The sequence below is a fragment of the Streptomyces sp. NPDC002513 genome (assembly GCF_053595355.1).
The window spans coordinates 1-18,700 of record NZ_JBSFXK010000047.1; the positions used below are offsets into that span (position 1 = coordinate 1).

Consider the following 18,700-nt stretch of genomic DNA (forward strand, 5'->3'; position numbering starts at 1 on the left):
TCCTGGCCACCTGGACCGGCGCCTGCTCGATATGCGGCCAACCCGCCCCCACTCCCGAACCCCACCACAGGACCTAACAAAGCCCTACTAGGGCCGACCGTGGGGCTACCGCTGGAAGATCGGGTGCTGCCGGTGGTGTCCGCCTGACGGCCCGTCGGTTCACCCGGGTGCCCGGTCGAGCCGACTGACCACCGAGAACATCGCGCCCTCCGGATCGGCGACGGTGGCCGCCCGGCCGACGGCCGTGACGCGCCCGGGACGCACCACCCGCCCGCCCAGCGCGGCGACCCGCTCGGTCGCCGCGTCCACGTCCTCGACCCGGAAGTACGTCATCCAGTGCGGGCCGCGGTCACGGGGCAGCGCAGCGCCGACGCCGTGCAGGGCGGCGACCGGGCGCCCCTCGATGTGCAGGATGACGTGATCGGGGTCGTCGCGCACGACCGGTTCCTGCCCGGATCCGAAGACGGTCCGGTAGAACTTGGCGACGTCCGAGGCGTCGTAGGTGAACAGTTCGTTCCAGACGGGGGTCCCGGGGACGCCCGTCAGGTCCGTGCCGAGGTGCTCGGCGGCCTGCCAGATGCCGAACACCGCGCCCGTCGGGTCCGAGGCGATCGCGAGCCGTCCGGACTCGGCGGCGTCCAGCGGACCGACCGCGACCGTTCCGCCGCAGCTGCGGACCGACTCGGCCGTCGCGTCCGCGTCGTCCGAGGCGAAGTACGGCGTCCAGGCGACCGGCAGATGCCGGTCCGGCGGCAGCAGGCCGATGCCGGCCACCTCGCAGCCGCCCAGCACGGCCCGCACATACGGCCCCAGCGGCTGGGGTCCCGGCCGGAAGTCCCAGCCGAACAGCGCCCCGTAGAACTCCTGGGTCGCGGCCATCCCGTGCACCGTCAGACTCGCCCAGCCCGGGGCGCCGGGCGGGTGCCACGCGTGCGTAGTGCCGTTCGGGCCGGACGGTCCCCGCGCCTCGGTCATGGTCACTCTCTTCTCGGCCTCTCGTGGTGGCCGCTCGGCTTCCACCGCGTGCGCATGTGCCGCGCACGCGCGGGTGCACGCCCCGTGCCGATGCTCGCACCACGGCGCGTGTCACGTGCCGGGGCCGCGCCGGGGTACGGCGCCCGCGGCAGGCGGCGGCCGCAAGCCGTGGGGCCAGGTCGTCTCGGCGTGAGGGCGGGTGCGCCCCCTCGGGCGTACGGGGTGTGCCCGATTCCGTACGAACGGTGATCGGACCCGTCCGGCCGAGCAGAATAGCCCGACCCGGGCAAGGCGGCCACCCCTGTGCGCAAAGATGGGTCCATGAAGGCCATCATCTCCGCAGCCGAACTCGCGAGTGACCTGGCGGGACCGCTGCCGCCGACGCTCCTGGACGTCCGCTGGCAGCTCAGCACCGCGGCCGCCGCCCCCTTCGACGGCCGCGCCGCCCACGCGGCCGGGCACATTCCGGGTGCCGTCTTCGTGGACCTGGACGCCGACCTCGCGGGCCCGCCCGGTCCCGCGGGCCGCCATCCGATGCCCGACACGGACCGTTTCGGTGCGGTCATGCGGGCCGCCGGCGTCTCCTCCGACCGGCCGGTCGTCGTCTACGACGGCGGACCGGGCTGGGCCGCCGCGCGCGCCTGGTGGATGCTGCGCTGGACGGGGCACCCGGACGTGCGGGTGCTCGACGGGGGACTGAGCGCCTGGGAGGGGCCGCTCGCCACCGGACCCGGGGAGAGTGCCGCCGGCGACTTTTGGCCCGTGCCGGGCGCCGTGCGGCTGCTGGACGCCGACGGCGCCGCTTCCCTCGCCCGCACGGGGCTGCTGCTGGACGCGCGGGCCGGCGAGCGCTACCGGGGCGAGGTCGAGCCGATCGACCGCGTGGGCGGGCATATCCCGGGCGCGGTCTCCGCGCCGACGACGGAGAACCTCACGGAAACCGGGTACTTCCGGTCCGCCGCCGAACTCGCCGAACGCTTCAAGGCACTCGGCGTGGCGGAGGGCACCGAGGTCGGCGTGTACTGCGGTTCGGGAGTCTCCGCCGCCCAGGAGGTCCTGGCGCTCACGCTCGCGGGGATCCCCGCCGCGCTGTACGTGGGCTCGTGGTCGGAGTGGTCGTCGGACGGCAACCGCCCGGTGGCGGTGGGCTCCGACCCGCAGTGAGCCCCGGCCGGCCGGATGGGCGGCCTCGGCAGGAGCGACACCGGTGCGGGGCCACACGATCCCGTGGGCCCCGCACCGGTGCCCGTGCCGTTCCTGTGCGCGTCGGACGGTGCGTCCGTCCGTCGTCTACTCCTGTTTCTTGCGCCGCGTCCCGAACACGATCTCGTCCCAGCTCGGGACCGCCGCCCGACGACCTGGACGGACCCCGTCCGCCTCGGCCTGACGGTCCGTCGCACCGATGAGACGATCGCGGTGGCTGGCGACCGTGCGCGGCATGAGAACGTCCGCGTACGCCGAACCGGCCGAGGCCGAGGCCGCGGGCGCCGGGGATTCCTCCGCCGCGGGCTCCTCGACCGGCTCCTCCTGCGGTTCCGCGGGCCGCTCGGGCACGACCATGTCGCCGCGGAAACTCGGCACCGCCTCCAGGAGGCTGGTGAGCGAGTCCCGCTCGGCGCTGCTCTCTTCCGCGGGCTCGGATGCCTGCGAGGGCAGGAGGGGCCGGTCCGCCGGGCGGTCCAGGGCGCGGTCGAACCGGCCTTCGCGCGGCAGACGGGCGATCCGCGGCACGAAGGGGTAGCTCGGTTCGGGCGCCGCCAGGTCGTCGGACTCCCCGATCAGCGAACGCGCCTCTTCGTCGACGGCCTGGACGAGTCGACGGGGCGGGTCGTACGTCCAGCTCGCCGAGTGCGGCTCGCCCGCGACCCGGTAGACGAGCAGGACCTCCCAGGTGCCGTCGTCGCGGCGCCAGGAGTCCCACTGGACGGTGTCCTTCTCGGCGCCGCGCAGCAACAGCCGTTCCTGGACGGCCTCGCCGAGCTGGGGGCCGGCGCTCTCCCCGGGCCTGCGTACGGGCGTCTTGCGGGCCCGCTCGGCCATGAAGGCGCGCTCGGCGAGCACCGGGCCCTCGAAGCGGCGTACGCGGTCGACGGGAATGCCGGCGAGCTGTGCGACCTCTTCGGCGGACGCGCCGGCCCGTATCCGGGCCTGGATGTCGCGGGGGCGGAGATGACTCTCCACCTCGATCTCGATCTGGCCGAGGCGCGGACGGTCGCCGCGCACGGCGGCGCGGAGCCGTTCGTCGATCGGAAGCGTGTACTCCGTACTGTCCGCAGCCTTCAGCACCAGCCGTGTGCCGTCATTGGAGACGGCCACGACACGCAGTTCGGGCATGGGGACCTCCCGGGTGGTGCCTGCCGACGTCACGTGCGTCGCTGCTTCCGCTAGTCGAGTGTGGCCTGCCCGGGTGCAGCCTGCCACAACCTTGCCGAGTTGCCCGGCGTGTCGGGCACGGGACCTGAGCCGCCGTTATGGCACGGTTACCTATCCGCAACGCTAAGTGACCAACTCCGCCACCCTGTGCAACTAGCCCCCTCCCGGTGGTCCAGCAAGGCCCCGGACACCCTGGCGGGAGACCGGTCCCAGGGCTCGCAACAGTACTCCATTCGGGCCACCTCCGTGGGTTGGCGCGCCGCCCGACTTCTGGCAAGCCGCGCGAGTCGGCCGCCCGATGCGCCGTTTTCGTGTCCCTCAAACGTGGCGCACCTCACCCGACCGCTCGCATCGGAATCGACGGTGAGGGGGCGCCTCCTCCTCTCGCCTGGGCGGATCATCCGCATACGGGGCGATGCGGCCGGGTCTGAGGGTCCGTTACGCGCCCAGCACCCGGCGGAGGTAGTCGTTCCCGAAGCGCCGGTCCGGGTCGAGCCGGTCCCGTACGGCCGTGAACTCGCCGAAGCGCGGATAGACCCCGGCGAGGTACTCCGCGTCGCGCGTGTGCACCTTGCCCCAGTGCGGTCGCCCCTCGTGCGCCGTGAAGATCCGCTCGGCGGCGGTGAAGTATGCCTGATACGGCGTACCGCGGAACATGTGTACGGCGACGTATGCGCTGTCCCGCCCGGACGCCGTGGACAGGGTGATGTCGTCGGCCGGGGCGGTGCGGACCTCGACCGGGAAGCTGACCCGCAGGGGTGAACGCTCAACCATGGCCTTCAGTTCACGCAGCGTGTCCACCAGGGCCGCGCGCGGGACGGCGTACTCCATCTCCACGAACCGCACCCGCCGCGGAGAGGTGAAGACCTTGTAGGGAATGTCGGTGTAGGTACGGGCCGACAGGGCGCGGCTGGAGATCCGGGCGATCGCCGGGATGGCGGCGGGGACGGTGCGGCCGACCCAGTTGACCGCCTGGAAGACGCCGTTGGAGAGGAACTCGTCCTCGAACCAGCCGCTGAGCCGCCCCACCGGTCTCTCGGGGCCGGCGCTGCGGTTGTTGCGCTTGGTGTTGGTGTTCCCGGTGTGCGGGAACCAGTAGAACTCGAAGTGCTCGTTCTCGGCCCACAGTTCGTCGAACTCGGCGAGGACCCTGTCGAGGGGCATCGGCTCCTCGCGGGCCGTGAGCAGGAAGACCGGCTCCACCGCGAAGGTGATCGCGGTGATGATCCCCAGGGCGCCGATGCCGACGCGCGCGGCCGCGAAGACCTCCGGGTTCTCCTTCTCGGAGCAGGTGAGCACCGAGCCGTCCGCCGTGACCAGTTCGAGTCCCCTGATCTGAGCGGCGATCGAGGCGGAGTCGCGGCCGGTGCCGTGCGTGCCGGTGCTGGTAGCGCCGGAGACGGTCTGCTCCATGATGTCGCCCATGTTCGTGAGCGACAGTCCCTCGCGTGCGAGGGCCGCGTTGAGTCTCTTGAGCTGGGTGCCCGCCTCGACGGTGACCGTGCCGGCCGCACGATCGATCCCGCGTATCCCGGTCATCAGCTGAGGACGTATCACCACGCCGTCGGTGGCCGCGGCGGCGGTGAAGGAGTGCCCGGTGCCGACGGCCTTCACCCTGAGGCCGCTCTCGGCCGCCCTGCGCACGGCGCCGGAGACCTCCTCGACCGAGGCGGGGGTGATCTCCCGCAGGGGCCGGGCGGTGACGTTCCCCGCCCAGTTACGCCACGTGCCGCTCTTCCCGCTCACTGTGGTGCTCATGGGACCCTCCCCGCTGCGGAACCGGCCTGCCGAGCCGGCGGTACCCGAGGAAACCGACCGCGACCGCGACGGCCCCGGACACGACCGGAACCCCGTACCCGGTCCTCGCGCCGGCCGCGTCGATCATCCAGCCGGCCATGGAGGAGCCGATCGCGACCCCGACCGCGAGCCCGGTGGACACCCAGGTCATTCCCTCGGTCAGATGCGCGCGTGGTACGTGCCGTTCGATGAGGGCCATCGTCGTGATCATGGTGGGTGCGATGGTCAGGCCCGCAACGAACAGCGCCACGGCCAGAAACGGCAGGTTCCCGACCAGTAGGAGGGGGATCATACTCACGGCCATCGCACACACGCCCAGCAGCCACCTGCGTTCCGGGGCGCCCGTGAAGCGCAGCAGCCCGAAGACCAGGCCGGCGGCACAGGAGCCGGCCGCGTAGAGCGCCAGGACGACGCTGGCGGCCGCCTTGTGGCCCTGCTCGTCGGCGAAGGCGACGGTCACCACGTCGACCGCGCCGAAGATCGCTCCTGTGGCCACGAACGTGGCGACCAGTACCTGGAGCCCCGGTGAGCGCAGCGCGGTGCCGCCGGTGTGGTGGTCGCGCGGGTGCGGCTCGGGTTCGGTGGCGCGCTGCGCGGTGAGCCAGAAGACGCCGGTCGCGAGGAAGCACGCGGCGAGGAAGGGGCCGGCCTCCGGGAACCAACTCGTGGACAGACCGATGGAGATGATCGGGCCGAAGATGAAGCACACCTCGTCGACCACCGACTCGAAGGAGTAGGCGGTGTGGAGTTGTGGGGTGCCCCGGTACAGGGCCGCCCAGCGGGCCCTGATCATCGCGCCGAGGCTGGGTACCGCGCCGATGCCCGCGGCGCACCCGAAGAGCACCCAGTCCGGCCAGGAGAGGTGGGCGGCCAGAAGCAGTCCCGCGGCGGCGGTCAGGGCGACGAGCGTCGCCGGGCGCAGCACCCGGCGTTGCCCGTACCGGTCGACCAGGCGCGAGATCTGGGGGCCGACGACGGCGGCGGACAGCGCGATGGTGGCGGAGAGACCGCCCGCGAGCCCGTAGCGGCCGGTGAGCTGGGAGATCATCGTGACCACGCCGATGCCCATCATCGACAGCGGCATCCGGCCGACGAAGCCGGCGGCGGAGAAGCCCTTGGAGCCGGGGGCGGCGAACAGGGCGCGATAGGGGCTGGGCACGAGGTCTCCGATGCATCCGGTAAGGCGTGAAAAGGAGGCATGTACCTTACGATTCGGGCAACCCTAACGTATGCGGCACGCCACGTCCGCACCAGTGTTCGGACGTGGATGGGCGGGATGTCGCCAGGTGCGGCGGTGGCGGCCGGCCTGCTCGAACTGCCGGTCGATCCCGGGTGGACCCCCGGCCGCTCGCGGGTGAAGCGTCATCGGCGCGGGTGGCTGGCGGCAGCGGTGGCGGTGGCGAGTGGCAGGATCGTAGACATGCCCGACGCAACTGACGCCAGCCCGTACGACGCCCTGCTGCTCCTCTCGTTCGGCGGCCCGGAGGGCCCGGACGACGTGGTCCCGTTCCTGGAGAACGTGACGCGGGGCCGGGGCATCCCCAAGGAGCGCCTGAAGGAAGTGGGACAGCACTACTTCCTCTTCGGCGGGGTCAGCCCCATCAACGGCCAGAACCGCGCCCTCCTGGACGCCCTCCGCAAGGACTTCGCGGGCCATGGCCTCGACCTGCCCGTCTACTGGGGCAACCGCAACTGGGCGCCCTATGTGACCGACACCCTGCGTGAGATGGTCATGGACGGTCACCGCCGCATCCTGGTCCTCGCGACCAGCGCGTACGCCTCCTACTCGGGCTGCCGTCAGTACCGCGAGGACCTCGCCGGAGCCCTGGCCGCCCTGGAGGCCGAGGGCCTCAAGGCGCCGAAGGTCGACAAGCTGCGGCACTACTTCAACCACCCGGGTTTCGTGGAGCCGATGATCGAGGGCGTCCTGACGTCCCTGGCCGACCTCCCCGAGGACGTCCGGGCCGGCGCCCACATCGCCTTCACCACCCACTCCATCCCGACGACGGCGGCCGACACCTCCGGCCCGGCCGAGGAGCACGGCGACGGCGGGGCCTATGTGAGGCAGCATCTGGACGTGGCGCGGCTGATCGCCGACGCCGTCCGCGAGCGGACCGGTGCGGATCACCCCTGGCGGCTCGTCTACCAGTCGCGCTCGGGCGCGCCGCACATCCCGTGGCTCGAGCCGGACATCTGCGACCACCTCGAGGAACTGCACGGCGCCGGGGTCCCGGCGGTCGTGATGGCTCCGATCGGGTTCGTCTCGGACCACATGGAGGTCCTGTACGACCTGGACACGGAGGCCACGGCGAAGGCCGCGGAACTGGACCTGCCGGTGCGCCGCTCGGCCACCGTCGGGGCCGACCCCCGGTTCGCCGCCGCCGTCCGCGACCTGGTCCTCGAGCGCGCCGCGACCGAGCGGGGGCAGCGGGTGGCCCCGTGCGCCCTCGGTGCGCTCGGCCCGGGCCACGACGTCTGCCCGGTGGGCTGCTGCCCGTCCCGCACCCCCAAGCCCGCCGCCGCGGGCGCCGACAGCCCGTACGTGTGAGGAGCACCGTGACCGACCAGGCAGAGCCGTCCCAACGGCTGAAGGCCGAACTCCTGGAGCTGGCGCTGGAGGTGGCGAGCCGAGCGGGGACCTTCCTGCGCGAGGGGCGCCCCGACGACCTCGGGGTGGCCGCCACCAAGTCCAGCGCCATCGATGTCGTCACCGAGATGGACATCGCCGCGGAGAAGCTGATCACCGGGCTGATCACCGACCGCAGGCCCGACGACGGCCTCCTCGGTGAGGAGGGGGCCAGCGTCGAGAGCCGCAGCGGTGTCGAATGGGTGATCGACCCGATCGACGGCACGGTGAACTACCTCTACGGGCTGCCGAGCTGGGCGATCTCCATCGCGGCCCGCAAGGACGGGGAGACCCTGGTCGGGGTGGTCCACGCGCCCCTGCGCGAGGAGATCTTCCGGGCGGTCCAGGGCGGGGGCGCGTTCGTGAACGACCGCCCCGCACGGGTGCGCCCCGCGCCCGAGCTGGGGCTCGCCCTGGTGAGCACCGGCTTCGGCTATCTCGCCGAGCGCAAGGCCCAGCAGGCCGAGGTGGCGCGGCGGCTGATCCCCGAGGTGCGGGACATCCGCCGCGGCGGTTCCGCCGCGATCGACCTGTGCGATGTGGCGGCGGGACGCCTGGACGCGTACTACGAACGAGGACTGAACCCCTGGGACTACGCGGCGGGCGACCTGATCGCCCGGGAGGCGGGCGCCCTGACCGGCGGCCGCCCCGGAGAGCCGATCTCCCCGGCCCTGACGATCGCGGCCCCGCCGGGCCTGTTCGAACGGCTCCAGACCAGGCTGGACGACCTGGGGGCGTGGCACGACTGAGCGGGCCGACCGGACGGCGGGGTACGCCCCAGGGCCCGTCTCAGGCCGCTGTGAGGCGTCCCGCCGTGCTCCCGGGCCGGCGCCCCCACGCCAAGCGGGCCCCGGCCTGGATCTGCCGGGGCCCGCTTCGTGCGAGCTGATCAGACGCCGTACGCGCCGACTTCCACACCGTGGTCGGCGGCAAGGCGGTGCAGGTCGTCGAGCTCCGACTGTTCGACATCCGCGAGGAAGTCGTCGCCGGTTTCGCGGGCACGCGTCAGGTCGGACTCGGTCGTCCGTATGCGCTGGAGAAGTCCTGCGGTGAATGCGTCCATGCTGCGCCCCCTCGTCCTGGGTCGTGGGTCGGTGGCACCGGGGTGTGCCTTCGGGAAAGGGGCGATCACGTCTCCTGGGCGCCCAGCGCTGCCCTGGCTGGGCGGCGACGGTGCCGGACACCCACGCCCGCTCTGCGGGAAACGGTGAGCAGCCGACCACATGTGGTGTGACACATGCGGAGCGTGATCGCGGGGTGTAAAGCCGTCCTCCCCCAGCGTCCTTCCGCGGAAACCTCAACCGCACGAGAAAATTTCGCCTTCCCTCGCGCCGGGACCGTCGCCGAGGCGTCCTCCCACCCGTCTTACAGCCGGTTTACGGCCGAAAAGGGCAGGATGGAGGTCATACCCACGACACACCCGCCCGTGGGCTGCCCGTTACCCGGGCGGCGCACGGGCGACACAGGAAGGACAAGCGACGTGCGCGTACTGGTCGTCGAGGACGAACAGCTGCTCGCGGATGCGGTGGCCACCGGACTGCGCCGGGAGGCCATGGCCGTCGACGTCGTGTACGACGGTGCGGCCGCCCTGGAGCGCATCGGTGTCAACGACTACGACGTGGTCGTCCTCGACCGTGACCTTCCGCTGGTGCACGGCGACGATGTCTGCCGCAAGATCGTCGAGCTCGGGATGCCCACCCGCGTCCTGATGCTCACCGCTTCGGGCGATGTCAGCGACCGCGTGGAGGGCCTGGAGATCGGCGCGGACGACTATCTCCCCAAGCCGTTCGCGTTCAGCGAGCTGATCGCCCGGGTGCGGGCCCTGGGCCGGCGTACGAGCGTGCCGCTGCCGCCGGTTCTGGAGCGCGCCGGGATCAAGCTCGACCCCAACCGCCGCGAGGTCTTCCGCGAGGGCAAGGAGGTCCAGCTCGCGCCCAAGGAGTTCGCCGTCCTGGAGGTCCTCATGCGCAGCGAGGGCGCCGTCGTCTCGGCCGAGCAGCTCCTGGAGAAGGCCTGGGACGAGAACACGGACCCGTTCACCAACGTCGTGCGCGTGACCGTCATGACCCTGCGCCGCAAGCTCGGCGAGCCCCCGGTCATCGTCACCGTGCCCGGTTCCGGATACCGGATCTGATGACCGTGGCCACGACACCCGCTCCGCCCACGGCACCGCCCAAGCCCACCTGGGACCCCCGCCGGCAGGAACCCCCGTTCCCCTGGCTGCGCCCGACCATCCGCATAAGGCTCACGCTGCTGTACGGCGGCATGTTCCTGATCGCCGGCATCCTGTTGCTGTCGATCATCTACCTGTTCGCGGCGCACGCGCTCAACGTGGGCAGCGAGCTGCCGTTCAGGATCAACAGGGGGGAGATCGTCAGCGACACCTGCAACTTCCCGCCCCCGACGACGACGAGCGAGCTGAACGACGCCCTGAACGCCTGCGTGAACCAACAGCGCGAGCAGGCCCTGAACAATCTGCTCAGCCGCTCGCTGCTGGCCCTGCTCGGCCTCGCCGTGATCGCCTTCGCGTTCGGCTACGCGATGGCGGGCCGCGTGTTGTCGCCGCTCGGCCGGATCACCCGTACCGCCCGTGCGGTGGCCGGCTCGGACCTGTCCCGCCGGATCGAGCTGGACGGCCCGGACGACGAGCTGAAGGAGCTCGCGGACACCTTCGACGACATGCTGGAGCGGCTCCAGCGGGCCTTCACGGCCCAGCAGCGCTTCGTCGGCAACGCCTCGCACGAGCTGCGCACACCGCTCGCGATCAACCGCACGCTCCTGGAGGTTCATCTGTCCGACCCCGGGGCGCCCGCGGAGCTGCAGCAGCTCGGCAAGACGCTGCTGGCCACCAACGAGCGCAGCGAGCAGCTCGTGGAGGGGCTGCTGCTGCTCGCCCGCAGCGACAACCAGATCGTCGAGCGCAAGCCCGTCGACCTGGCCGAGGTGGCCGGGCAGGCCGTCGACCAGGTGCACGCCGAGGCGGAGGCCAAGGGCGTCGAGATCCGCGGTGACCGCGCTTCCGCCGTCGTCCAGGGCAACGGGGTCCTGCTGGAGCGGATCGCCCTGAACCTCGTGCAGAACGCGGTGCGCTACAACATCCCGGAGGGCGGCTGGGTGGAGGTGACCACCCAGGCCCAGCACGGACAGGCGGTCCTGGTGGTCACGAACACCGGTCCGGTCGTCCCCGCGTATGAGATCGACAATCTGTTTGAGCCGTTCACCCGGCTACGGACGGAGCGCACGGGCAGCGACAAGGGCGTCGGCCTCGGCCTGTCCATCGCGAGATCCGTGGCGCGGGCCCACGGCGGCCACATCACCGCACAGCCCCGTGAAGGGGGTGGCCTCGTGATGCGCGTCACGCTGCCGATCTGAGACCATGCTGTCTGCCGGTGCCCGACGTTCGCTTTGAGAGGAATTTCCGGGCACCGAATCCAGGGGAGCCGGTGTGTGATCGATCACAGGGGAACCTTTCCGGCCATCTACCCTCCGTGACCTGATGGCTCCCGTAAAGTCGGGAAAATCCGGGTTTTCCAGGTGCTCGATCACGGGAAGTACCCGGTGAGATGGCTTTGAAGTTCGACACCGGGACCGTGTACGGTCCGCTTCGCATCCAACCCGATCACTCTTGAGGAGTCCGGTTGGGTGTCGATTGAGTAACAGACCTTGATGTGAGGCAAAATCTCCGCCTCGAGGCGGGCACAAGTCCGGCCTCTCACGCGTTACGTGCGCTGGAGACACCCGCAGACACCCAGAGGGGGAGAGCGAAATGGCAACGGATTACGACACCCCACGCAAGACCGACGATGACGTCGATTCCGACAGCCTTGAAGAGCTGAAGGCCCGGCGGAACGACAAGTCCGCGTCGGCCGTCGACGTCGATGAGTTCGAGGCCGCCGAAGGCCTGGAGCTTCCGGGCGCCGACCTCTCGAACGAGGAGTTGGCCGTCCGGGTGCTCCCGAAGCAGCAGGACGAGTTCACCTGCATGAGCTGCTTCCTGGTGCACCACCGCAGCCAGCTGGCCCGGGAGAAGAACGGTCAGCCGATCTGTCGCGACTGCGACTGAGGCGGGGTCGGCCGTGAACGGCTCGACCCCTCCTTGGAAGCGCCGCTTCCCGCGCCGGGGAGCGGACCTTGAGCCGCCTGGCGGCTCCGACGGCGTGCGTGACCACGAGCGGGGCTCTTCCATCGGGGGAGTCGAGGGAAAAGCCTCGCTCGAACCGGCACACGCCTCCGCGGCTCCCGAAGGGCCCGAGGGGCCGGCCGGCCCGCCGGCACCCGCCGCACGGCGCCGTGCGGCCGCCGTCCGGGCCGGAATCCAGGAAGGCGTCCGCAAGGGCGGCAGCCGGGCCAGGGCGGGCCTGGCGTACCTCGCCGACCGGATCATCGACGTGGCCCCGCGGGTCCCCGTACGGGACCTTGAGACCCTCCGCAGACAGTTCCCCGGGCTCGGGCCCGAGGCGCTGGCCGACAAGCTCGTGGCGGGCGCCTCAGGGGCGACGGCCACCGTCGGCGCCGGGGTCGGTGCGGCCGCGATGCTGCCGGTGCCGCCGGCCATGCCGACCGAACTGGCCGCGGAGATCACCGGGGTCGCGGCGATCGAACTGAAGCTGATCGCCGAGCTGCACGAGGTGTACGGGGTACGACCCCAGGGGAACCTCGCTCAGCGCAGTACCGCGTATCTGAGGTCCTGGTCCGGGGAGCGCGGGATCGACGTGGCCAAGCCGTCGACGATAGACGCGGCCCTGGGCGGCCAGATGAAGCGGGAGCTGCGGCAGCAGATCATGAAGCGCGTGGTGCGGGATCTGCCGAACCTGATGCCGTTCATGGTCGGGGCCGCCGTGGGAGCGGTCATGAACCGACGGGACACCCGGCGCCTCGCGGCACGGATCCGCAAGGATCTGCGCCCCCGGCAGGTGCCCTGGGAGACGCTGCCGGAACTGCCGCCTCTGGAGCAACCGGAGAGCCCCCTGCAACTCGACACCTGACCAGCGGGGACCGACCGGGTCCCGGGGACGCCCCGTGGGGCGACGCGCCCCCGTTCCTGTGCCGAAGCGCGTCCCTACGCCTGTGCCCGGACCGTCTTGAGCGCCGCCGCCAGTCGCTCCGGCTCCCGCGTCGACAGATACAGATACGGCGTCGGGTCGTCCGGGTCGGTGACCTCGACCTTCAGGGCCGTCGGAATGTACGCCCGCAGCAGCATGAAGGCACGCGTGTCCGCCTTGTACGTACGCCAGGCGCGGGCCTCCTCCCGGTCCAGTGCCTGAGAGTCACCGAGCGCCGACAACGGGATCCTCGCGTCGTCCGCCAGGAGCGAGTCGCCCACCACGCGGATCCGGACGGAGCCGTAGGAGCTGACCACCACGGCCGAGACCGCGGTGCCCCCGACCAGTCCGCCGAGCAGCGGGAGCGTGCCGAAGGGGAGCAGGACGAGAGCCAGGGCGACACCGACCAGGAGGCACATCAGCCACCAGGAGCGGGGCGCGGTGAGGCGTTCTTCGTACGGCGACGCGGAGGGCTGCATGAGCCCAAGCTTGGCACGGTGTCCGGGAGGCGTTCACGCGCGGGTAAGGTCTGCGGCTGTGAGTGGTACTTCCGCAGCTCTGACGCCCCCCGCCGACGCCGTGACGCCCGTGCGGCACCCCGACGCACCCGCTCCCGGAGAGCTGCTCGGCGCGCACTACGGGCAGTGCTTCGGATGCGGGGGAGACCAGCCCCACGGACTGCACCTGAGGGCGCGGGCGGGCGAGGGCGTCTCCCTCACCGCGGAATTCACCGTCCAGCCCGCCCACCAGGGAGCGCCCGGCCTCGCCCACGGCGGGGTGCTCGCCACCGCCCTCGACGAGACCCTCGGCTCGCTGAACTGGCTGCTGCGCACCATGGCGGTGACCGGACGGCTGGAGACCGACTTCGTACGGCCGGTTCCCGTGGGTGCCGTGCTGCATCTGGAGGCCGAGGTGACGGCCGTGGCCGGACGGAAGATCTACGCACGGGCCACCGGCCGGGTCGGCGGGCCCGACGGACCCGTCGCCGTCCGTGCCGAGGCCCTCTTCGTCGAGGTCAAGGTGGACCACTTCATCGACAACGGCCGCCCGCAGGAGATCCAGGCGGCCATGAGCGACCCGGACCGGCTCCGGCGCACACGAGCCTTCGAGGTGAACCCGTGACCAGCGACCCCGTGAACGTGCTGATCCGGCGCGTCGACCCCGACGTACCCCTGCCGGCGTACGCGCACCCCGGCGACGCGGGGGCCGATCTGCGCACCACCGAGAGCTGCGACCTCGCGCCCGGCGAACGGGCCGTTCTGCCCACGGGTGTGTCTGTCGCGCTCCCCGAGGGGTACGCGGCCTTCGTCCATCCGCGGTCGGGTCTCGCCGCGCGCTGCGGTGTCGCGCTCGTGAATGCCCCAGGGACGGTTGATGCCGGGTACCGTGGGGAGATCAAGGTGATCGTGGTGAATCTCGACCCGCGCGAGCCTGTGCGGTTCGAGCGCTTCGACCGGATTGCCCAACTGGTCGTACAGCAGGTCGAGCGGGTCCGCTTCCAGGAGGTCGCGGAGCTTCCCGGCTCGACGCGGGCCGAGGGGGGCTTCGGGTCCACCGGCGGTCACGCCGCCGTGGGCGGGGCAACGGGTGGGAATCGATACGCTTCGGTCGTATCCGACCGGGAAGGACAGTGACGTGTTCGGACGTCGCAACAAGAAGGGCGCCGCCGAGGACGCGGCCGGCGAGACCGAGCAGGTCGTCGACAGCGTCGACACTGAGGCGGAGGACGAGACCGAGCGTGAGCGCGTGAGGCTCGAGCCGGAGCCGCGCCCCGACGGCCCCTGGGACGACTCCGAGGTCCGCGAGCCCGGCGAGGGCCGGGTGGACCTGGGTGGGCTGTTCGTGCCCGGGGTCGAGGGAATGGAGCTGCGGGTCGAGGTCGCGGGCGACGCGATCGTCGCGGCGACCGTCGTGCTGCGCGACAGTGCCGTCCAGCTGCAGGCCTTCGCCGCGCCCAAGCGCGAGGGCATCTGGGGTGAGGTCCGCGAGGAGATCGCCAGCGGTATCACCCAGCAGGGCGGCATCGTCGACGAGGCCGAGGGGCCGCTGGGCTGGGAGCTGCGTGCGCAGGTGCCGGTGCAGCTCCCGGACGGCACGAGCGGTTTCCAGGTCGTGCGGTTCATCGGCGTGGACGGTCCGCGCTGGTTCCTGCGCGGTGTGATCTCCGGTCAGGGAGCCGTGCAGCCGCAGGCCGCGGGGCTGCTGGAGCAGATCTTCCGGGACACCGTCGTGGTGCGGGGCGAGGGCCCGATGGCGCCGCGCGACCCGATCGTCCTGAAGCTGCCGAACGACGCACAGATGGTGCCCGAGGGTGTACAGCAGGAGGAGAGCGGATCCCGTTTCTCCGGTGGCATGGGTCAGCTGCAGCGTGGACCCGAGATCACCGAGGTGCGCTGACCGCTCGGCGGACACCACCGTTTCGAGGCCGTACCCCCTGTGGGGTACGGCCTCTGCTGTGTGCGGACCGGTGTGAACCCTTCCGGGACTCGGGGCGGCGGCTCGCCGGGGGCCGCCGGATCCGCGCGGAGGCATCAGGGTTCCGTCAAAGACACACGTCCGAATGCACCCTGTCGCATATGTCGCAATTGTTGGCCGTAAAGTCGACGGAGCGTACGCAGGGGTGTGTGGGAAGACAATGGGGCCATGGGACGCGGCAAGCTACGGATCTACCTCGGTGCTGCACCGGGTGTCGGCAAGACGTACGCCATGCTGTCCGAGGCCCACCGCCGCATCGAGCGGGGCACGGACTGCGTGGTGGCCTTCGTGGAGCATTACGACCGGCCACGCACCGAGGTGATGCTGCACGGCCTGGAGCAGGTACCACGCAAGGAACTCGCCCACCGGGACGCGGCCTTCACCGAGATGGACGTGGACGCGGTGCTGCGCCGCACCCCCGCGGTCGCCCTGGTGGACGAACTCGCCCACACCAACATCCCCGGCTCACGCAACGACAAGCGCTGGCAGGACGTCGAGGAACTGCTGGCCGCCGGGATCGACGTGATCACGACGGTGAACATCCAGCACCTGGAGTCCCTCGGCGATGTCGTGGAGTCCATAACGGGCGTACGGCAGCGGGAGACGGTCCCCGACGAGGTGGTGCGCCGCGCGGACCAGATCGAGCTGGTGGACATGTCCCCGCAGGCGCTGCGCCGGCGTATGGCACACGGCAACATCTACCAGCCGGACAAGGTCGACGCGGCGCTGTCGAACTACTTCCGTCCCGGGAACCTGACCGCCCTGCGGGAACTCGCCCTGCTGTGGGTGGCCGACCGCGTCGACGAGTATCTGAACGAGTACCGCAGGCGGCACCGGGTGTCGGCGATCTGGGGCTCGCGCGAGCGGATCGTGGTCGGCCTGAGCGGCGGCCCCGAGGGGCGGACCCTGATCCGCCGGGCCGCCCGGCTGGCGGAGAAGGGAGCCGGCGGCGAGGTCCTGGCCGTCTACATCTCCCGCAGCGACGGATTCACCTCGGCCTCGCCCAAGGAACTGGCGCTCCAGCGCACCCTGGTGGAGGACCTCGGCGGCACCTTCCACCACGTCGTCGGCGACGACATCCCGGCGGCGCTGCTGGACTTCGCACGCGGAGCGAACGCCACCCAGATCGTCCTCGGCTCCTCGCGCCGCAAGGCGTGGCAGTACGTCTTCGGGCCCGGCGTCGGTGCCACCGTCGCCCGTGAGTCGGGGCCCGACCTCGACGTGCACATCGTCACCCACGGGGAGGTCGCCAAGGGGCGCAGCCTGCCCGTGGCCCGGGGCGCACAGCTCGGCCGCACCCGCATCATCGCCGGCTGGCTGGCCGGCGTCGTCGGTCCCGTCGTCCTCGCGCTGCTGCTGAACACCGTCAAGCTCGGCTTCGCCAACGACATGCTGCTGTTCCTGGCGCTCACGGTGACGGCGGCCCTGCTCGGCGGACTCCTTCCCGCGCTCACCGCAGCGGCGTTCGGCTCCCTGCTGCTGAACTACTTCTTCTCGCCCCCGGTGCACCAGCTGACGATCGCCGACCCGAAGAACATCATCGCCATCGTGATCTTCGTCGGGGTCGCGGTGTCGGTGGCCTCGGTGGTGGACCTGGCCGCCTGGCGCACCCATCTGGCGGCGCGGCTGCGCGCCGAGTCGGAGATCCTCTCCTTCCTGGCGGGCAGCGTGCTGCGCGGTGAGACCGGCCTTAAGGAACTCCTGGAACGGGTGCGCGAGACCTTCGGCATGGAGTCGGCGGCCCTGCTGGAGCGGACGAGCGACGTCGACCCCTGGACCTGCGCGGGCCGCGTGGGCCCGGGCAAGGCGGTCGCACGCCCCGAGGACGCCGACGTGGACGTGCCGGTGGGCGACCATATGGCGCTGGCGCTGTCCGGGCGGGTCCTGCCCGCCTCGGACCGCCGGGTGCTGGCCGCGTTCGCCGCGCAGGCCGCGGTGGTGCTGGACCGCCAGCGCCTCGAGCAGGAGGCCGAGCAGGCCCGCGCGCTGGCCGAGGGCAACCGCATCCGCACCGCCCTGCTGGCCGCCGTCAGCCACGATCTCCGTACCCCGCTCGCGGGCATCAAGGCGTCGGTCACCTCGCTGAGGTCCGACGACGTGGAGTGGTCGGAGGAGGATCGCGCCGAGTTGCTGGCCGCGATCGAGGAAGGCGCCGACCGGCTCGACCATCTGGTGGGCAACCTGCTGGACATGTCCCGCCTGCAGACCGGTACCGTCACCCCGCTCATCCGGGTGACCGACCTGGACGAGGTGGTGCCGATGGCGCTCGGCGGAGTGCCCGAGGACAGCGTCGAGCTGGACGTCCCGGAGTTCCTGCCGATGGTCGCCGTGGACGCCGGGCTGCTGGAGCGGACGGTCGCCAACCTGGTCGAGAACGCCGTCAAGTACAGCCCTCCGGGGACGCCCGTGCTGGTCTCCGCGAGCGCCCTCGCCGACCGGGTCGAGGTACGGGTGGTGGACCGGGGGCCCGGCGTGCCCGACGAGGCGAAGGAACGGATCTTCGAACCCTTCCAGCGCTACGGCGACGCCCCCCGCGGCGCCGGTGTCGGTCTCGGTCTCGCGGTCGCCCGTGGCTTCGCCGAGGCCATGGACGCCACCCTGACCGCCGAGGACACCCCCGGCGGTGGACTCACGATGGTCCTCTCCCTCCGGGCCGCGGGGAGCTCCCAGAGCCCCGCACGCATCGCTGAACCAGAAAGGCAAACGACATGACCCGGGTGCTCGTGGTCGAAGACGAGCCGCAGATCGTGCGCGCCCTCGTGATCAACCTCAAGGCGCGCAAATACGAGGTGGACGCGGCTGCCGACGGTGCCACCGCACTCCAGCTCGCCGCCGCCCGCCACCCCGATGTCGTCGTGCTCGACCTCGGACTGCCCGACATGGACGGCGTCGAGGTGATCAAGGGGCTGCGCGGCTGGACCCGGGTGCCGATCCTCGTCCTGTCCGCCCGGCACTCCTCGGACGAGAAGGTCGAGGCCCTGGACGCGGGCGCCGACGACTACGTCACCAAGCCGTTCGGAATGGACGAACTGCTGGCCCGCCTCCGCGCCGCCGTCCGCCGGGCCGAGCCGACCGGGGGAGGCGAGGACGACGTGCTGGTGGAGACCGAGGGGTTCACCGTCGACCTGGCCGCGAAGAAGGTCAACCGGGACGGCAAGGACGTACGGCTCACCCCCACGGAGTGGCATCTGCTGGAGGCGCTCGTCCGCAACACCGGCCGCCTGGTCAGCCAGAAGCAGCTGCTGCAGGAGGTGTGGGGGCCGTCGTACGGCACGGAGACGAACTATCTGCGCGTGTACATGGCCCAGCTGCGACGGAAGCTGGAGGCGGACCCCTCGCACCCCAAGCACTTCATCACCGAACCGGGGATGGGGTACCGGTTCGAGAAGTAAGACGCGCGTTCGAGGAGTGA

At 71.5% G+C, this 18,700-nt stretch carries 18 protein-coding genes; 12 read left to right on the plus strand and 6 right to left on the minus strand.

The genetic code is table 11. The features are described from left to right. Positions 1–159 precede the first annotated feature (159 nt). Positions 160–975 (minus strand): VOC family protein, encoded by an 816-nt coding sequence (locus tag ACWD5Q_RS25885; RefSeq protein ID WP_451429437.1) that lies wholly within the window; start codon positions 973–975, stop codon positions 160–162. A gap of 321 nt (positions 976–1,296) precedes the next feature. On the opposite strand from ACWD5Q_RS25885, the gene ACWD5Q_RS25890 reads away from it, so the two are divergent. Further along, the gene (locus tag ACWD5Q_RS25890) at positions 1,297–2,139 is read left to right on the plus strand and encodes a sulfurtransferase (protein WP_451429438.1); all 843 of its coding nucleotides are present in this window, start codon (positions 1,297–1,299) and stop codon (positions 2,137–2,139) included. A 126-nt stretch (positions 2,140–2,265) separates the two neighbouring features. On the opposite strand, the gene sepH is transcribed toward ACWD5Q_RS25890, so the two are convergent. From sepH to ACWD5Q_RS25905, 3 genes are all read right to left on the minus strand, one after another. Next, positions 2,266–3,309 carry a septation protein SepH gene (gene sepH, locus ACWD5Q_RS25895; protein WP_451429439.1) on the minus strand — a complete coding sequence of 348 codons (1,044 nt, stop codon included), beginning with the start codon at positions 3,307–3,309 and terminating at the stop codon, positions 2,266–2,268. Positions 3,310–3,786: 477 nt separating this feature from the next. Beyond that, positions 3,787–5,106, minus strand: coding sequence for a D-arabinono-1,4-lactone oxidase (locus ACWD5Q_RS25900; protein WP_451429440.1), 1,320 nt, complete (start codon positions 5,104–5,106; stop codon positions 3,787–3,789). Further along, positions 5,066–6,304, minus strand: coding sequence for an MFS transporter (locus ACWD5Q_RS25905; protein WP_451429441.1), 1,239 nt, complete (start codon positions 6,302–6,304; stop codon positions 5,066–5,068). Before ACWD5Q_RS25905 ends, ACWD5Q_RS25900 begins: the two co-directional genes overlap by 41 nt. A 261-nt stretch (positions 6,305–6,565) precedes the next feature. On the opposite strand from ACWD5Q_RS25905, the gene ACWD5Q_RS25910 reads away from it, so the two are divergent. Then, complete coding sequence (locus ACWD5Q_RS25910) at positions 6,566–7,693, plus strand: ferrochelatase (protein ID WP_451429442.1); 1,128 nt, start codon at positions 6,566–6,568, stop codon at positions 7,691–7,693. Between the two features lie 8 nt (positions 7,694–7,701). Then, positions 7,702–8,520: an inositol monophosphatase family protein gene (locus tag ACWD5Q_RS25915; protein WP_451429443.1), complete on the plus strand. Its 819-nt coding sequence runs from the start codon at positions 7,702–7,704 to the stop codon at positions 8,518–8,520. A gap of 140 nt (positions 8,521–8,660) precedes the next feature. Here the strand turns inward: ACWD5Q_RS25915 and ACWD5Q_RS25920 are convergent, their stop codons facing one another. Continuing rightward, positions 8,661–8,834 (minus strand): hypothetical protein, encoded by a 174-nt coding sequence (locus ACWD5Q_RS25920; RefSeq protein ID WP_451429444.1) that lies wholly within the window; start codon positions 8,832–8,834, stop codon positions 8,661–8,663. 417 nt (positions 8,835–9,251) lie between these two features. On the opposite strand from ACWD5Q_RS25920, the gene ACWD5Q_RS25925 reads away from it, so the two are divergent. The 4 genes from ACWD5Q_RS25925 to ACWD5Q_RS25940 all read left to right on the plus strand — a co-directional run bounded on the left by ACWD5Q_RS25925 (position 9,252) and on the right by ACWD5Q_RS25940 (position 12,756). Continuing rightward, on the plus strand, positions 9,252–9,905 hold the full coding sequence (locus ACWD5Q_RS25925) for a response regulator transcription factor (RefSeq protein WP_055494404.1): 654 nt from the start codon (positions 9,252–9,254) through the stop codon (positions 9,903–9,905). A gap of 5 nt (positions 9,906–9,910) precedes the next feature. Further along, positions 9,911–11,143 carry a sensor histidine kinase gene (locus tag ACWD5Q_RS25930; RefSeq protein WP_451429488.1) on the plus strand — a complete coding sequence of 411 codons (1,233 nt, stop codon included), beginning with the start codon at positions 9,911–9,913 and terminating at the stop codon, positions 11,141–11,143. A 394-nt stretch (positions 11,144–11,537) separates the two neighbouring features. Continuing rightward, entirely contained in the window at positions 11,538–11,834 is a 297-nt protein-coding gene (locus ACWD5Q_RS25935) for a DUF4193 domain-containing protein (protein ID WP_003993510.1), read from the plus strand. Positions 11,835–11,847: 13 nt separating this feature from the next. Further along, positions 11,848–12,756 carry a hypothetical protein gene (locus ACWD5Q_RS25940; RefSeq protein ID WP_451429445.1) on the plus strand — a complete coding sequence of 303 codons (909 nt, stop codon included), beginning with the start codon at positions 11,848–11,850 and terminating at the stop codon, positions 12,754–12,756. A gap of 74 nt (positions 12,757–12,830) precedes the next feature. Here the strand turns inward: ACWD5Q_RS25940 and ACWD5Q_RS25945 are convergent, their stop codons facing one another. Further along, complete coding sequence (locus ACWD5Q_RS25945; RefSeq protein ID WP_451429446.1) at positions 12,831–13,292, minus strand: DUF3093 domain-containing protein; 462 nt, start codon at positions 13,290–13,292, stop codon at positions 12,831–12,833. Between the two features lie 58 nt (positions 13,293–13,350). Between ACWD5Q_RS25945 and ACWD5Q_RS25950 the strand changes: the two genes are divergently transcribed. The 5 genes from ACWD5Q_RS25950 (at position 13,351) to ACWD5Q_RS25970 (ending at position 18,680) form a co-directional block, all read left to right on the plus strand. Next, a complete protein-coding gene (locus tag ACWD5Q_RS25950; protein WP_451429447.1) occupies positions 13,351–13,935 on the plus strand; it encodes a PaaI family thioesterase in 585 nt (194 codons plus the stop codon). Beyond that, positions 13,932–14,447 (plus strand): dUTP diphosphatase, encoded by a 516-nt coding sequence (dut, locus tag ACWD5Q_RS25955; RefSeq protein ID WP_451429448.1) that lies wholly within the window; start codon positions 13,932–13,934, stop codon positions 14,445–14,447. The genes ACWD5Q_RS25950 and dut overlap by 4 nt, the downstream gene beginning before the upstream one ends. A 1-nt stretch (position 14,448) precedes the next feature. Then, positions 14,449–15,210: a DUF3710 domain-containing protein gene (locus ACWD5Q_RS25960; protein ID WP_451429449.1), complete on the plus strand. Its 762-nt coding sequence runs from the start codon at positions 14,449–14,451 to the stop codon at positions 15,208–15,210. Between the two features lie 246 nt (positions 15,211–15,456). Then, complete coding sequence (locus ACWD5Q_RS25965; RefSeq protein WP_451429450.1) at positions 15,457–18,000, plus strand: ATP-binding protein; 2,544 nt, start codon at positions 15,457–15,459, stop codon at positions 17,998–18,000. Continuing rightward, complete coding sequence (locus ACWD5Q_RS25970; RefSeq protein ID WP_451429451.1) at positions 17,997–18,680, plus strand: response regulator; 684 nt, start codon at positions 17,997–17,999, stop codon at positions 18,678–18,680. Before ACWD5Q_RS25965 ends, ACWD5Q_RS25970 begins: the two co-directional genes overlap by 4 nt. The last annotated feature ends 20 nt before the right edge of the window (positions 18,681–18,700 follow it).